Source organism: Neobacillus niacini, assembly GCF_031457145.1.
GTDB lineage: Bacteria > Bacillota > Bacilli > Bacillales > Cytobacillaceae > Neobacillus > Neobacillus niacini_J.
The window spans coordinates 430662-445309 of the sequence record NZ_JAVDVZ010000002.1 but is presented as its reverse complement, the minus strand read 5'-3'; the positions used below and the strand labels follow the sequence as shown (position 1 = coordinate 445309).

General features: G+C 36.6%; 15 protein-coding genes. 14 read left to right on the top strand and 1 reads right to left on the bottom strand.

Annotation, left to right across the window (positions count from 1 at the left end; genetic code table 11):
* The first annotated feature begins 115 nt into the window (after window positions 1–115).
* The 4 genes from J2Y03_RS06935 (at window position 116) to J2Y03_RS06920 (ending at window position 2474) form a co-directional block, all read left to right on the top strand.
* Window positions 116–643, top strand: a complete 528-nt coding sequence (locus J2Y03_RS06935) for a YceD family protein (RefSeq protein ID WP_310192235.1) — start codon at window positions 116–118, stop codon at window positions 641–643.
* Between the two features lie 82 nt (window positions 644–725).
* Window positions 726–899 (top strand): 50S ribosomal protein L32, encoded by a 174-nt coding sequence (gene rpmF, locus J2Y03_RS06930; RefSeq protein WP_132085898.1) that lies wholly within the window; start codon window positions 726–728, stop codon window positions 897–899.
* 105 nt (window positions 900–1004) lie between these two features.
* Window positions 1005–1769 carry an enoyl-CoA hydratase/isomerase family protein gene (locus tag J2Y03_RS06925; protein WP_310192232.1) on the top strand — a complete coding sequence of 255 codons (765 nt, stop codon included), beginning with the start codon at window positions 1005–1007 and terminating at the stop codon, window positions 1767–1769.
* 81 nt (window positions 1770–1850) lie between these two features.
* On the top strand, window positions 1851–2474 hold the full coding sequence (locus tag J2Y03_RS06920; protein WP_132085900.1) for an RsfA family transcriptional regulator: 624 nt from the start codon (window positions 1851–1853) through the stop codon (window positions 2472–2474).
* A gap of 34 nt (window positions 2475–2508) precedes the next feature.
* On the opposite strand, the gene J2Y03_RS06915 is transcribed toward J2Y03_RS06920, so the two are convergent.
* A complete protein-coding gene (locus J2Y03_RS06915; protein WP_310192228.1) occupies window positions 2509–2982 on the bottom strand; it encodes an N-acetyltransferase in 474 nt (157 codons plus the stop codon).
* Window positions 2983–3303: 321 nt separating this feature from the next.
* Here J2Y03_RS06915 and J2Y03_RS06910 point away from each other — a divergent pair, with 321 nt between their 5' ends.
* The 10 genes from J2Y03_RS06910 (at window position 3304) to J2Y03_RS06865 (ending at window position 14647) form a co-directional block, all read left to right on the top strand.
* Window positions 3304–4206: a 2-dehydropantoate 2-reductase gene (locus J2Y03_RS06910; RefSeq protein ID WP_310192226.1), complete on the top strand. Its 903-nt coding sequence runs from the start codon at window positions 3304–3306 to the stop codon at window positions 4204–4206.
* Window positions 4207–4599, top strand: coding sequence for a DUF3397 domain-containing protein (locus J2Y03_RS06905; RefSeq protein ID WP_310192225.1), 393 nt, complete (start codon window positions 4207–4209; stop codon window positions 4597–4599).
* 79 nt (window positions 4600–4678) lie between these two features.
* Entirely contained in the window at window positions 4679–6313 is a 1635-nt protein-coding gene (gene bshC / locus J2Y03_RS06900; protein ID WP_310192222.1) for a bacillithiol biosynthesis cysteine-adding enzyme BshC, read from the top strand.
* Between the two features lie 152 nt (window positions 6314–6465).
* Window positions 6466–6897 carry a division/cell wall cluster transcriptional repressor MraZ gene (gene mraZ, locus J2Y03_RS06895; protein ID WP_132085910.1) on the top strand — a complete coding sequence of 144 codons (432 nt, stop codon included), beginning with the start codon at window positions 6466–6468 and terminating at the stop codon, window positions 6895–6897.
* A gap of 60 nt (window positions 6898–6957) precedes the next feature.
* A complete protein-coding gene (gene rsmH, locus J2Y03_RS06890) occupies window positions 6958–7890 on the top strand; it encodes a 16S rRNA (cytosine(1402)-N(4))-methyltransferase RsmH (protein ID WP_132085912.1) in 933 nt (310 codons plus the stop codon).
* A 38-nt stretch (window positions 7891–7928) separates the two neighbouring features.
* Window positions 7929–8288: a cell division protein FtsL gene (gene ftsL / locus J2Y03_RS06885; RefSeq protein WP_310192219.1), complete on the top strand. Its 360-nt coding sequence runs from the start codon at window positions 7929–7931 to the stop codon at window positions 8286–8288.
* A complete protein-coding gene (locus J2Y03_RS06880) occupies window positions 8285–10522 on the top strand; it encodes a penicillin-binding protein (RefSeq protein ID WP_310192216.1) in 2238 nt (745 codons plus the stop codon). The genes ftsL and J2Y03_RS06880 overlap by 4 nt, the downstream gene beginning before the upstream one ends.
* A 94-nt stretch (window positions 10523–10616) precedes the next feature.
* Window positions 10617–12536 carry a stage V sporulation protein D gene (locus J2Y03_RS06875; protein WP_132085918.1) on the top strand — a complete coding sequence of 640 codons (1920 nt, stop codon included), beginning with the start codon at window positions 10617–10619 and terminating at the stop codon, window positions 12534–12536.
* A 192-nt stretch (window positions 12537–12728) separates the two neighbouring features.
* Entirely contained in the window at window positions 12729–14189 is a 1461-nt protein-coding gene (locus tag J2Y03_RS06870) for a UDP-N-acetylmuramoyl-L-alanyl-D-glutamate--2,6-diaminopimelate ligase (protein ID WP_132085920.1), read from the top strand.
* Window positions 14190–14191: 2 nt separating this feature from the next.
* Window positions 14192–14647, top strand: a complete 456-nt coding sequence (locus tag J2Y03_RS06865; RefSeq protein ID WP_310192212.1) for a hypothetical protein — start codon at window positions 14192–14194, stop codon at window positions 14645–14647.
* The last annotated feature ends 1 nt before the right edge of the window (window position 14648 follow it).

The window sequence follows — 14648 nt, the reverse complement described above, 5'->3', positions numbered from 1 at the left end:
TGTTTTTTGGGGAAAATAGTAAAATGCAAAATCACCTTTTTAGGTGTAAAGAAAAAACATTGACAAAAATATAATCGAAGGCTATAATTACCTTTGTTGCCTTGGGGTGATTCAATTGAAATGGACATTAAGCCAATTAACAAAATATCGAAACAAGGATTTTCTGATAGATGATACCATTCGAGTTGATGAAATAAAAGAAACGGATCCGTCGATTCGTGAAGTATCACCGATACATATTACTGGTCGGGGAGATATTGATTCAACAAAAGTGACATTTCATTTGAAAATAGAAGGTCATTTAATCCTGCCTTGTTCTCGTACTTTAGTGGATGTAAAACTTCCGATTAATGTCGAAACAACTGAAACTTTCCTCTTACAAGGATCAGAATATGAAACTGTAGAGGAAGTTTACCAAGTAAAAGGGGATGTAGTTGATTTAATGCCAGTCATTAAAGAAATCCTTTTACTAGAAGTTCCAATGCAGGTGTTCTGTGATGATGTTAATCATGAAGATGCTGCTCCACAATCCGGTAAGGACTGGGAAGTTGTTCATGATCAAAATCAATCCAAGAAGATTGATCCAAGACTAGCAGGTCTTGCAAAGTTTTTTGATAAAAACAATTCTTCTTCCGAATCATAATCAGCAAAACAAGAAGCAAAGTGAAGAACCAGCATTCCTGGACTTCATTACTTTCTTAATACTCTTTAAGGAGGTGGGAAGAATGGCTGTACCTTTTAGAAGGACTTCTAAAACTGTAAAAAGAAAACGTCGTACACATTTTAAATTAAACGTACCTGGTATGGTAAGTTGCCCAAACTGTGGTGAAATGAAACTTAGCCACCGTGTTTGTAAAGCTTGCGGTACTTACAAAGGAAAAGAAGTTGTTAACGACTAATTTTCATTAGGATAAAAAGCACAAGGAGCAGTATGCCCTTGTGCTTTTGTCTTTTTCAGGTATTTAATATACATAGTAACGTTTAGAAGAAGGGGGAGAAACTGTTTGTCATATTCAATTGTGAAACGTGATATGGGTTATTTGTTATTTACAATTAACAGAAGCGAAAAAAGAAATGCCATTAATTATGATGTCATGAATGGATTAACAGAGGCGGTTTCTTTGGCTAAGGATCCCGCTATAAAGGCACTTGTCATTACAGGGGAAGGGGACCGTGCTTTTTGTTCAGGAGGGGACTTATCAGTTTTTCACCAACTTGAGACAAAAGAAGAGGCATATACAATGCTTTCAAAAATGTCCCAAATCCTTTATTCGCTGTTAACATTGTCTAAACCAACAATTGCCCTAATAAATGGTACAGCCATCGGTGGCGGATGTGAACTGGCTGCTGCTTGTGATTTCCGATTGGCGAGAGAGGGGATTAAAGCTGGCTTTGTTCAAGGGAAACAAGCCATAACCACTGGTTGGGGCGGCGGGTCTATTTTGCTTGAAAAACTACCTTCTGGACGCAGCATGAAGCTTTTAATGGAAGCTGAAATTCAAACTGCTGATTATTTAAGAGAAATGGGCTTTATCGATCATATTTATTCACACAACCCTATTGCTGCTTGTGAAGCTTATTTGGAGAAGCTTTTAGCTGTTGAATTAAGCGTTTTGGAATCATATAAAATGATGTGGATTAAAAGGTGGGAAGAAAGCAAGCTTCGAGAAAGAATAGATAATGAGGTAAGGAATTGCAGCGTCCTATGGGAAAGTGAGTCACATCATAAATATGTTCAAAACTTTATTAGTAAAAAAACGAAGAATTAAAGAATAAAGACAATCTGTTATCAGTCTATCTTTTCTAGTAGATGCATATGTATGAATAAAAACACTAGGAGGGATTTTCTGATGTCACCAACTCGCCAAGATGCATGGTCCCAAGATGAAGATTTATTGCTTGCTGAAGTTGTGTTAAGACATATTCGAGAAGGTGGGACACAGCTTCAAGCATTTGAGGAAGTTGGAAAACAACTTTCGCGAACTTCTGCTGCCTGCGGATTCCGTTGGAACTCTTTTGTAAGGAAGCAATATAAATCTGGAATCGAACTGGCCAAAAAACAGCGTAAAGAATTAAAAAAACAAACTATACCTTCTGAAAGAGATTATCCTAAAGAGATAGTAAATGAAGAAACGATTTCGCCGCTTCCAGGTAAGAGCGAGGAAGTAACCTTTCAAACCGTACTTCACTTCCTAGAAAACCTTCATAAGAGAGCTTCTGCAGCATCAACCATCGAGGAGGTCAAGGAGAAATCCATTCAAAAAATAAAAGAACTTGAAAAGAAATCATACTCTCTTGCAGCAGAAAATGAAAGATTAGCAAAAAATTTAAAAGCAATTGAAGAGGACTACCGTTCTTTAATTGAAATTATGGAAAGAGCCAGAAAAATGGTTGTCTTGCAAGAAGAAGATAGACAGCAAAAAGTAAAATTTCAAATGGATAAAAATGGTAACCTAGAAAGAGTGGAGAAATAGTAAAAAGCGGACATTTTGTCCGCTTTTTACTTACTTAATTATGCTGTGCTTCTACACCTTCAGGATACCAAACAAGTGGGTTCTCGCCTCGGTCGCGCTCCATGTCGTATTCAACATTTGCAAAGTCCATTTTCTCCCAAAAGCTTCTTGATTGTACTCTTGGGTTCGTTTTAATTGGAAGACTTAAGCTTTTAGCATATTCTACAAGAGCTTTTCCGTACCCTTTGCCTTGGTATTCTGGTAATACCTCAAGCTTCCATATTTCTAAATAATTTTGTGGAGGATAGAAATAACGATCAAACTTAGCATCTGTTTGATATAAACTCATACGTGCTACTAGTTTGTCTCCGAAATAAATTCCGTAAAATGGTGAGTCACTATCATTTTCAACCATATTTGCTTCTAAATCCTCAATCATAGAAAGTTCTTGGATTCCATATTCTTTAAATTTTTTAAATTCCTCTAAAGTTTTAAAATTTAATTTTAATTTTTCAACTTTCATCATCATTTAATAGCCTCCCCTAGAAATGATTCTCTTATCATCTGTATATATTCATTTATTACTGAATAATATGGTTTAGGATGTAAATTAATTAAATTATTCAAAATGAATTAATAACATTATATAACAAAAAAACAAAAAATTCTTTATATATTCAAGAAAACGCTTTATATTTTTGTGCCCGGTATATCCAGTTTAGGTTTAAAGGCCCGTTTCGGTCACTTTTCGAAACGGGTTTCTTTTTATGTTAAGACTAACAAACTAGGCTCTCATCTGCTAAAATATTAATTAATAAAAAAATAAATAGACAATAAATGGGTGGATGGCATGAAAATTGGCATTATTGGTGCAGGTTCTATTGGATTATTATTTGCTGCATACTTAAGCAAGGCTTTTCCTATTACACTCTATACTAGAACGAGTGTACAAGCAGAAGAGATTAATCAAAATGGTATATATCTTCAGGAAGGCACTGAGATACAGAAAATCAGCGTAAGGGCACTGCCAATTTCTGAATGGGAGGGGGAAGAAGAACTAAGCATTATTGCTGTAAAACAATATCAACTTCCCTCTTTAATGAATAAGTTACATAATTTAGATTCTGTCCCTCAAAACCTATTATTTCTACAAAACGGAATGAGTCATTTAAAGTTACTAGAAGTCATTTTTGATGCTAATATTTTTGTCGGTTCCGTTGAGCACGGGGCCAGTAAGGTGAATACATATACTGTTCGTCACAATGGTGAAGGAGCTATCAATCTAGCCTTATTTAAAGGTGATTCTTTAAGAATAAAGGAGTTTACAGAAGTTAGTGCTGCAATAAATTTTCCAATAACGATAAAAGAGAATTACTATAAAATGTTAGTTAATAAATTAGTAGTTAATGCAGTCATTAATCCTTTAACCGCAATCCTACATGTCCAAAATGGTGAACTAATTAAGAATCCTTATTATTTTGCGGCTGTAAAGAAACTATTTCGTGAAATCTCTTATGTACTAAACTTAGAAGATCCAATTCGAAAGTTTAGGGATATGGTTAGAATTTGTATCAAAACAGCTGGTAATCGTTCTTCAATGCTAAAGGATATCGAGGCTGGAAGAAAGACTGAAATTGAAGCGATACTCGGTTTTTTATTAGATGAAGCTGCAAAACAACAAAAGAAAGCTATAATTATTGAAAGTTATTATCATTTAATAAAAGGGAAAGAAAAAGGACAGGGGGAGAATTAATTGAATTCATTTATTTCATCCATTATCACTATATTCTTAACAATGCCTCTGCTTGGGTTTTTTATGATTTATATATTAAATAAATTAATTACAAAAAACACACGAAAGTCTTTTCATAAAGCCCTCGACTACTCAACTATTTTATTTATACTAGCTGTTCATTTCCTATTCATAACAATTTGGGAAAAATCGTTTTTTTGGTGGATCTTTTTAGTGTTAATTTTAATTGCAATGGTTTTCGTAGTTATAAATTGGAAAGTAAAAGGTGAAATTGTATTTACTAAGGTTTTTAAAGGGTTTTGGAGATTTAATTTTCTTGTCTTTTTTTTGGCTTATATTTCCCTGACCATTTTTGGTATTCTGCAGAGTGCATTAACTTTTACATTTTCCTAAGCAAAGATTTTTTTTATTAAGACGGTTAATGCTATACTCATATGGAATGAATATGGTTGAGTAGAAAGGAAGTACATAAATGGAGATTTTAAATCTCTCTTTATCAGCAACGAATCGATTTGCTTCAAATTATTTAGAGCAGTCTCCAGATATTTTGCCTTTTTTCCATTATCGGTTTAATGATTTGGCAGAAGATCAAAAAAGGTTAGATGAATTAAGCAATCGACATTTTCCGCGTGAAAAAGTAGCTGATCACATTGAGAAATTTATGGAACGTTTTCCATCATCAGAGGCAGTAAATAAATCAATAACTAAACTAAAGCAATTAAATAGTGTTGTGGTCATTGGCGGTCAACAAGCAGGAATTCTTACCGGACCTCTTTATTCAATACATAAAATCATCTCCATTATTAAATTAGCTGAGGAAAAGGAAAGGCAGCTGGGTGTTCCGGTTATTCCTGTATTTTGGATAGCAGGAGAAGACCATGACTATGATGAAGTTAATCATGTATTTATACCGATTGAACAAAGAGTAGACAAGTGGTCTTATCCGGAAAAAGTAAGACAAAAGAAAATGGTCTCGGATATTCACCTGAATAAAGAAGTTTGCCTAACATGGGTAAATAATTTGATTGAAAATTTGGGGGAGACCAATCATACAAAAGAGCTACTAAACTTTGCAGAAGAAGCATTAATGAAATCAGCTACGTTTGTTGATTTTTTTGTTCAAATTGTGATGGAACTATTTAAAGATTATGGCTTATTAATCGTTGATTCGGGTGATCGTAATTTCCGTCTTTTGCAAAAAGACAATTTTTCTCAACAAATTGAACATCATAGGGAAATTACAAATTATTTACTCGAGCAGCAAAGTATCATTGGCAAGAATGGATTTCCGATTACAATCGATTCAAATGAGAAAGCAGCTAATTTGTTTTATTATCATCCAAAATCAAAGGAACGAATATTGCTTGAATTTGAATTAGAAAGTAATCGTTTTGTGGGGAAAAGTGGAGTGGTTTCCTTCACAATGGAGGAACTAATCGAAATTTCCTTCCAGGATCCTGCTAAACTTAGTAATAATGTGGTGACTCGACCCTTAATGCAAGAGTGGCTTTTCCCTACCCTTGCGTTTATTGCTGGTCCCGGTGAAATTTCTTATTGGGCAGAATTAAAGCTTGTTTTTGAACATTTTAATATAAAATTGCCGCCAATTGTACCTAGATTAAACATAACCTTGTTGGAAAGAGCCATTGAAAGTGATCTGAATGAGTTGAAATTAGAACTATCAGAGGTTCTGAGCAGGGGAACGATTGAGGAAAAAGATCAATATCTAGAGACTATTAAGGATAGAGAAGTTTCTGAGCTTTTCTCTACACTAAAGTCACAATTACTAAAGCAATATGAGCTTATTGAAGCGAAAACAAATCAGCTTGATAAAAGCTTGGTGCCGTTACTAAAGAAAAATGAAAACTACCTGCTAAAGGAAATTAGATTCATGGAAACAAAGCTAGAGGAATCAGTTAAATTTAAGTTCGATGTGATTCTTAGTAAGTTTAACCGTATTGATTTATCACTACGTCCGGATGGTTTCCCACAAGAGCGAGTTTGGAACATTTTCTATTATTTAAATCAGTACGGAACTAATTTTATTAAAGAATTAATGGAACTTGATTTTGAATTTGATGGTCGACATAAGGTAATAAAACTTTAAGGAACTTTACACTCCGTGTGAAGTTTCTTTTTTTTTTAAGAAAATTACTGGATAAAAAAGGATTTAGGGGCGTTATCAAGAATAATTAAAAAATAGGTGGAGGAAAGTGGGGGAATGTGGTACATTTTATATAGAAAGTGGGGGTACCGGGTATGTTTATGGGTGAATACCATCATAGCATTGATAATAAAGGCCGGATGATCGTGCCATCCAAATTCCGTGATGATCTTGGAGAGATGTTTATCATCACACGTGGTTTGGATCAATGTCTATTTGGTTACCCATTATCAGAGTGGGCGCTGATTGAAGAAAAGCTTAAAGGTCTGCCTCTGACAAAAAAAGATGCTCGTGCATTTACCCGATTCTTCTTCTCTGGTGCAACAGAAAGCGAACTAGATAAACAAGGAAGAATCAATATCCCTGCACCATTACTTCAGTATGCAAAACTAGAAAAAGAATGTGTAGTTTTAGGAGTATCCAATCGAATTGAAATTTGGAGCAAACAGATTTGGGAAGACTATTTCTCAGAGTCCGAAGATTCTTTTGCTGAAATTGCAGAAAATATGATTGGTTTTGATATATAATGGACAAGTTATTCTATTATAGCTCCGTTTTATATCGTTCGATTGGAAAAGGTGATAATGATGTTTGAACATACAACTGTGTTACTAGATGAAGCTGTTAACGGATTAAATATTAAACCGGACGGCATATATGTTGATTGTACATTAGGTGGTGCTGGTCACAGTTCCCTAATACTTTCAAAACTTACTGATAACGGAAAATTGTTTGCCTTCGATCAAGACGAAATAGCTATTGCCAACGCAAAAGAGAAATTGTCACTCTATGGTGAGCAACTAACAATAATCAAAAGCAATTTCTTATACCTTAAGGAAGAACTTGAAAAACTAGGAATTGAAAAAGTGGATGGGGTTTTATATGACCTAGGTGTTTCCTCTCCTCAATTAGATACACCTGAAAGAGGCTTCAGCTATCATCATGACGCACCACTTGACATGAGAATGGACAACGAAGCAGATATTTCTGCTTACGATGTCATTAATCACTGGTCCTATGAGGATCTAGTTCGAATCTTTTTTCGCTACGGTGAGGAAAAATTCTCTAAGCAAATAGTTAGGAAAATTGAGGCTAGACGAGAAATCAAGCCAATTGAAACCACATTTGAGCTGGTTGAGCTTATTAAAGAAGGGATTCCTGCACCAGCGCGCAGAAAAGGTGGACATCCTGCAAAACGGGTATTTCAAGCGGTAAGAATTGCGGTTAATGATGAATTAGCTGTTTTCGAAAAATCCTTACAGCAGGCAATTGATATCCTTAACCCAGAAGGAAGAATAAGTGTTATTACCTTTCACTCATTGGAAGACCGGATTTGCAAGGCTGCATTTAAAAAGGAAAGTGAAACACCCAATTTACCTAGAGGATTACCTATAATCCCGGACGAGTATAAACCCAATTTAAAGTTAATTACAAGGAAACCTATTCTTCCATCTGAAGAAGAACTAGAACATAATAATCGTGCCCGATCTGCAAAGCTAAGGATTGCGGAAAAATTATAAATGTGAATAATAAAAAATAATTATGTGGAGGGGAAAGAATGAGTAATCTTGCCAGGAAATTTCAGCAACAACAGCAGGTAGAACGGACAGTACAGGAACAAAGTATTGTAAAAACAAAAAAACACTGGCTTACACCTGGGGAGAAAATAATCGGAGTAGTATTTACAGGATTGATTTGTTTTGGTTCCGTCCACATCATCTCAAATCAAGCAGAAATTTACCAGGTAAATAAGGATATTCAGGAGGTTCAAACCTCGATTAATGAAATAGAAAAGGTAAACAATGACCTGCAGGTACAAGTAAGCGAGCTTAGTACGTATGAGCGAATTTGGGAAAAAGCAAAACAAATGGGGCTTGTTTTAAACGAAAATAACGTCAAGGTTGTGCACGAGAAATGAACAAGAAACAGCCAAATATGAATTTCGGAGCAGCCGGATTATTTGTTGTATTCTGCCTGCTCTTTTTTATATTGCTTTTTAGATATTTTTCCATACAATTTACCGGTGAAGTTGGTTCGCAGCCACTGGCAGTAAAAGCCCAGCAGAAGTATAGCAGAACCGGGAGTTTGGATGCCGCAAGAGGTGTGATTTATGATCAAAAAGGAGAAGTCATCTCTGAGGATACTACCTCATATAACTTAATCGCTATCCTAGATAAAAAGATGACTACAAATCCCAAAAAGCCAAATCATGTAATGAACCCTAAAAACACAGCAAAAGAATTAGCGAACTTTATAGAAATGGAAGAATCCGAGATTTATAGTATTTTGACTAAAGATCAATTTCAGGTTGAATTTGGGAAAGCGGGTAGAGATATATCTCACCAAACGAAGAAAGAAATAGAGGCCCTGAAGCTGCCGGGAATTACATTTAAACGTGATTCGAAAAGGTTCTATCCAAATGGAATCTTTGCCTCCCATTTAGTTGGCTATGCTGACAGAGTTGATGAGGAGGATGGAACCTACAAGTATGTCGGAAAAATGGGGATTGAAAGTATATTAAACAAAGAGTTAACGGGTAAAGATGGAAAAATTAATTACGAAAGTGATTTATGGGGATACTTGCTTCCAGATGGAGAACAGAAGATTACCCCTGCTCAGAACGGAAATGATGTCTATCTAACCCTCGACAAAAAAATCCAAACATTTTTAGAAGACGCCATGAACAAAGTTGTAGAGGAATATAAACCTAAAAAAATCATAGCCATTGTTGCTGATCCCAAAACTGGTAATATCTTAGCCATGGGTCAGAGACCTTCTTTTCACCCTAAAACAAAAGAAGGGATTGATAACAGCTGGCACAATGAAGCGATAGAAATTTCTTTCGAGCCAGGTTCGACAATGAAAATCTTTACGCTTGCAGCGGCTATTGAAGAAAATAAATTTAATCCCAATGAGTTATTCCAGTCTGGCTCTTATAGAGTCACATCGAAAGATAAGGCGATCCATGACCATAATCGTTCTGGTTGGGGAACCATCTCCTACCTTGAAGGAGTTCAGCGCTCATCAAATGTTGCATTTGCGAAACTTGCAAATGAAAAAATAGGGTTTGAAAAATTCCGTGAGTACTTGACTAAATTTGGATTCGATCAACCTACAGGTATCGACCTTCCAAATGAAACCTCTGGGAAAATCCAATATACCTGGCCAATTGAAAAAGCAACAACTTCATATGGACAAGGTACAGCTATAACACCAATTCAGCAAATTCAGGCGGCGACGGCGATTGCAAATAATGGGAAAATGATGAAGCCTCAAGTAATCGATAAAATCGTCAATCACGACACTGGAGAGGTAATACGTGATGTTACACCAGAGGTTGTCTCCTCGCCGATTTCTGCTGAAACGGCAAAAGAAGTCCTTGATATTCTTGAAACGGTTGTAGCAAACGAAGAAACGGGTACAGGTAATCGATATCAAATAGATGGGTATAGTGTTGCTGGAAAAACAGGAACTGCAAGTATTCCTGATCCAAAGGGCGGCTATTTAGTTGGACAAGAGGATTATATATTTTCATTCTTAGGAATGGCACCTAAAGAAAATCCCAAGTTAATTGTATACGTTGCTGTTCAGCAGCCAGAAATAGACCACTATTCTATGGGTTCCATCCCCGTTTCTATGGTGTTTAATCCTGTAATGAAAAATAGTTTACAATATTTAAATATTCAGCCATCACAGCAAGAAAAAGCCTCTACAACAAAACTACCCGATTTAGATGGTCAAGGTGTCAGCAATACAGTTAAACAACTTGAAGAATCGGGTCTAGAAGTAGTTGTATTAGGAAAAGGCGCAAAAGTGACGGGGCAGTTTCCAGCAACGGATACAGATGTCCTTGAAGGTGAAAAAGTAATTATCCAAACAGATGGAGATTTGATTGCACCTGATATGACAGGCTGGTCACTCAGAGACGTGATGAAGGTGGCGAAAATAGCAGGGGTAAAACTAAATTCCACAGGCAGTGGTTATGTGGATAAACAAAATATTAAAGAGGGTACGTTATTACGCAAGGGAGAGTTTTTAATCGTTGATTTAAAAACCCCAGAAGAAAAATTAAAATTAGAATCTCAAAACAAAGAAGCCGATGAAAATAGTGAGTTACCGGATGAAGAAGGAGAAAAGCTCCCACAAGATTAATAATAGGTTCTTTGAATAGTAGTAGTAATCGTTCTAATCAAATAAGTACAAGCATATAAATGAACGAGAAGGATAAAGGAGGCTCGTTCATTTTATGCGTGTTTCAAATGTAACTGTCCGTAAAAGGTTAATGATTGCATTGTTCGCTGGAATTCTAATCTTTCTAATTATTGATGTCCGACTTGGTTATGTACAGTTTGTACTAGGCGATAAGTTGACTGGCCAAGCTAAGGGTTCATGGAGTAGAAATATCCCCTTCGAACCTGAACGTGGCGAGATTATTGACCGGAATGGTGTACCGTTAGCAACTAATATAAGTGCTCCAACTGTATATGTTGTTCCTAGACAGGTTAAAGACCCTGCGACAACATCTGAGAAACTTGCACCAGTGCTGAATACTTCAAAGGAAAACACCTATCGACAAATTACACAGGGTGTTTCCATTGTAAGGATAAAAGAGGGTAGAAAGATTTCTCATGAAAAAGCTAAAGAAATTAGAGCTTTAGGGCTTGAAGGGGTATATATAGGAGAAGACTCAAAAAGGCATTATCCATTTGGAAGCTATCTTTCCCATGTTCTGGGATTTTCTGGGGTGGACAACCAGGGGTTAATGGGCTTAGAGCTATACTATGATAAAGAGTTGAGCGGCGAAAGAGGCTCTGTAAAGTTCTATGCAAATGCTAAAGGGGAAAGAATGAATGATATGGCTGACGATTATGAGCAGCCAGTAGATGGACTTGATTTAAAGCTTACAATTGATACGAAAATTCAAACGATTATCGAAAGAGAACTTGATATTGCTGAGGCAACATATAATCCCGATGGAATTATAGCGATCGCAATGGATCCGAATAATGGTAAAATTTTAGGAATGTCGAGCCGGCCGACCTTTGATCCAGCTGAATTTCAAAACGTTCCACAAGAGGTCTACAACAGAAACCTGCCTGTGTGGTCAAGCTATGAGCCTGGTTCAACCTTTAAAATAATCACGCTTGCTGCAGCATTAGAAGAAGGTAAGGTAGATTTAGAAAAAGAACATTTTCATGATCCAGGTTCGGTAGAAGTTGCCGGTGCAAGACTGAAATGCTGGAAAAGAGGCGGTCATGGTAGTCAAACCTTCCTTGAGGTCGTGCAAAATTCATGTAACCCAGGTTTTGTTGAATTGGGGCAAAGATTAGGTAAAGATACTTTGTTTAAATATATAAAAGATTTTGGCTTTGGACAGAAAACAGGGATAGATTTAGCGGGTGAAGGCACAGGAATTTTATTTAAATTAAATCGAGTTGGTCCAGTTGAATTAGCGACCACTGCGTTTGGTCAAGGGGTATCAGTGACTCCAATTCAACAGGTTGCCGCAGTTGCGGCAGCAGTTAACGGCGGGACTCTTTATAAGCCGTATATTGCACAAGAGTTAATAGACCCTGTAACGAATGAAGTAGTCATGAGAAATACTCCTGTTGCGAAAAGAAAAGTAATTTCTGAAGAAACTTCCAAAGAAATCCGTCATGCCCTAGAGAGTGTAGTTGCTCAAGGTACAGGTTTCAGGGCCTTTGTTGACTCGTATCGAATTGGCGGCAAAACAGGAACGGCTCAAAAGGCACAAAATGGAAGGTACTTAGAAAACAACTTTATCGTTTCCTTTATGGGTTTTGCCCCAGCAGACGATCCGCAAATTGTGGTTTATGTTGCTGTCGATAATCCAAAAGGAGGGCTAATCTTTGGAGGAACCGTAACAGCTCCAATGGTTGGCAGTATTATGAAGGATGGACTTATGGCAATGGGTGTCGAACCTCGAAAAGATCAAATTGAAAAAGAAATAAAATGGCCTGATAGACCATTAATTACACTACCGGACTTAACGGGTTTAACGAAACTAGAGATTACAGAACAGCTGCTGAATCTTAAAATTGACGCAAAAGGTGAAGGGGATGTGGTCGTAAGGCAATCTCCAGATCCAGGAACGAAAGTAAAAGAAGGTTCGACTATTTGGCTTTATTTTGATGATAAGGAATAAATTTTATCCTAGCAGAGAGCAGGGCGGCCGGAATAATTTCCGCCGCCTGTTCTTTTGAAAAAATAAGCTTGTAATCTTAAGGATAAATAGCAATCTACATTGTTTTGCTGTAAAATAAGGTGAATCTTTTATAAGTGAATTTTTTGTGTAAATAATGGTATTTTCTGAAAAGGCAAGAGAGGATTTGAAGACATGAAATTACAAGACTTAGTTCAACCATTGCACCTTCTCGTTCCCTATGAAGGGACTAATCCTGAAATCACATCGATTGAAAACGACAATCGTAAGGTACAAAATGGGAGCTTATTTATTTGTATTAAAGGCTATACGGTCGATGGGCATGATTTTGCTGAATCAGCAGTGAAAAACGGAGCTGCCGCAGTACTTTCGGAAAAGGCGCTTCCACTTTCAGTACCTGTCATAATCGTTAATGATACAACTAGAGCAATGGCAGTACTTGCTGATGCTTTTTATAATCATCCAACAAAGAAGCTGCATTTAATTGGTATTACAGGGACGAATGGAAAGACCACTACTAGTCATCTAATCGAAAAAATATTTTCTGATCTGAACCATAGTACAGGGTTAATTGGAACCATGTATACAAAAATAGGTGATCAGAAGATTGAAACGAAAAATACAACTCCTGAGAGCCTGGTCCTCCAAAAAGGTTTCCAACAAATGCTGGATGCAGGTGTAGATACAGCTATCATGGAGGTTTCATCGCATGCCCTACATATGGGGAGAGTCCATGGTTGTGACTACGATATAGCGGTTTTTACGAACCTCACCCAAGACCATTTAGACTATCATAAAACAATGGAAGACTATATGCATGCAAAGAGTTTATTGTTCTCCCAGCTTGGGAATACATTTGACAAGGGTAAACCTAAGTTTGCTGTTTTAAATGCAGATGATACGGCTTCCGAATTGTATCGAAAATCAACTGCCGCACATGTTGTTACATATGGAATTGACAATGAAGCAGATTTCCATGCTAGAAATATTCAAATGTCTTCTGCGGGTACTACTTTTGAAATAGTAATAAAAGAGAAGAGTTATCCCATTGATATTCAGCTAATAGGAAAGTTTAGTGTTTATAATGTTTTGGCCAGCGTTGCAACTGCATTTGTCTCTAAGATTCCGATCGAGGCTATTATTGAATCTATCGAAGGTGTTAAAGGAGTAGATGGAAGATTTGAGTTAGTAAATGCTGGTCAAGAATTTACCGTAATCGTTGATTATGCCCACACGCCAGATAGTTTAGAAAATGTCTTGAAAACCATACAGAGTTTCGCTAAAAAAAGGATTTTTGTAATAGTAGGATGCGGAGGAGACCGGGATAAAACAAAGCGCCCTTTAATGGCGGAAATTTCTTGTCGGTATGCAACTGTTCCGATATTTACCTCGGATAATCCTAGAAGCGAAGAACCATTAGCGATTCTAAAAGATATGGAAGATGGTGTATCAGGCAAAGACTATATTACAATTCCAGATAGACGAGAGGCCATTATAGCGGCAATAAACCAAGCAACTGCAGGTGATGTAATCTTAATTGCAGGTAAAGGACACGAAACCTACCAGATTATTGGAAGTAATGTTTATGATTTTGATGACAGAGTGGTTGCTCGGGAAGCTATCGAGGGGAGATAGAAATGTATTTAGTGTTTAATGATTTAGTAACATTATACTCTGATTTTAAGGGAGTAAGAGAGGCTGATCATTTATATTTAACGGTTACTGACAGTGCAGCTGTAGCGCAGCCACGAGGCCTGTTTATGCCGTTAAATGATGATTCAGGAGAACTTTTAGACGCGATTGCTAACGGAGCTATTGCAGCTATTTGGGAGAGAGGGAAACCAGTACCCAAGTATACACCTAATCATTTTCCTATCTTTTTTACAGATTATCCCATCGAAGCTGTCAGAGATTTATTACGATTTTATTATAAAAAAATAGACGGAGATCAAGCTGAGAAAATGAATGTGACTAAATTCGTATTTTTAAATAAAAAACTTCTCAAAGAAAATAAAGAAACATATGATATAGCTGTAATGTTGGATAATGTGTCAATGAAAAACACGAATAATGATGTTGAGAGGAGGGGATAAA

What these genes read in the sequence shown, in the direction of transcription:
- J2Y03_RS06865 (WP_310192212.1), top strand. Translation starts at nt 14,192, where the DNA reads ATGTATTTAGTGTTTAATGATTTAGTAACATTATACTCTGATTTTAAG.
- J2Y03_RS06920 (WP_132085900.1), top strand. Translation starts at nt 1,851, where the DNA reads ATGTCACCAACTCGCCAAGATGCATGGTCCCAAGATGAAGATTTATTG.
- rpmF (WP_132085898.1), top strand. Translation starts at nt 726, where the DNA reads ATGGCTGTACCTTTTAGAAGGACTTCTAAAACTGTAAAAAGAAAACGT.
- mraZ (WP_132085910.1), top strand. Translation starts at nt 6,466, where the DNA reads ATGTTTATGGGTGAATACCATCATAGCATTGATAATAAAGGCCGGATG.
- bshC (WP_310192222.1), top strand. Translation starts at nt 4,679, where the DNA reads ATGGAGATTTTAAATCTCTCTTTATCAGCAACGAATCGATTTGCTTCA.
- J2Y03_RS06875 (WP_132085918.1), top strand. Translation starts at nt 10,617, where the DNA reads ATGCGTGTTTCAAATGTAACTGTCCGTAAAAGGTTAATGATTGCATTG.
- J2Y03_RS06915 (WP_310192228.1), bottom strand. Translation starts at nt 2,982, where the DNA reads ATGATGATGAAAGTTGAAAAATTAAAATTAAATTTTAAAACTTTAGAG.
- J2Y03_RS06870 (WP_132085920.1), top strand. Translation starts at nt 12,729, where the DNA reads ATGAAATTACAAGACTTAGTTCAACCATTGCACCTTCTCGTTCCCTAT.
- ftsL (WP_310192219.1), top strand. Translation starts at nt 7,929, where the DNA reads ATGAGTAATCTTGCCAGGAAATTTCAGCAACAACAGCAGGTAGAACGG.
- J2Y03_RS06910 (WP_310192226.1), top strand. Translation starts at nt 3,304, where the DNA reads ATGAAAATTGGCATTATTGGTGCAGGTTCTATTGGATTATTATTTGCT.
- rsmH (WP_132085912.1), top strand. Translation starts at nt 6,958, where the DNA reads ATGTTTGAACATACAACTGTGTTACTAGATGAAGCTGTTAACGGATTA.
- J2Y03_RS06880 (WP_310192216.1), top strand. Translation starts at nt 8,285, where the DNA reads ATGAACAAGAAACAGCCAAATATGAATTTCGGAGCAGCCGGATTATTT.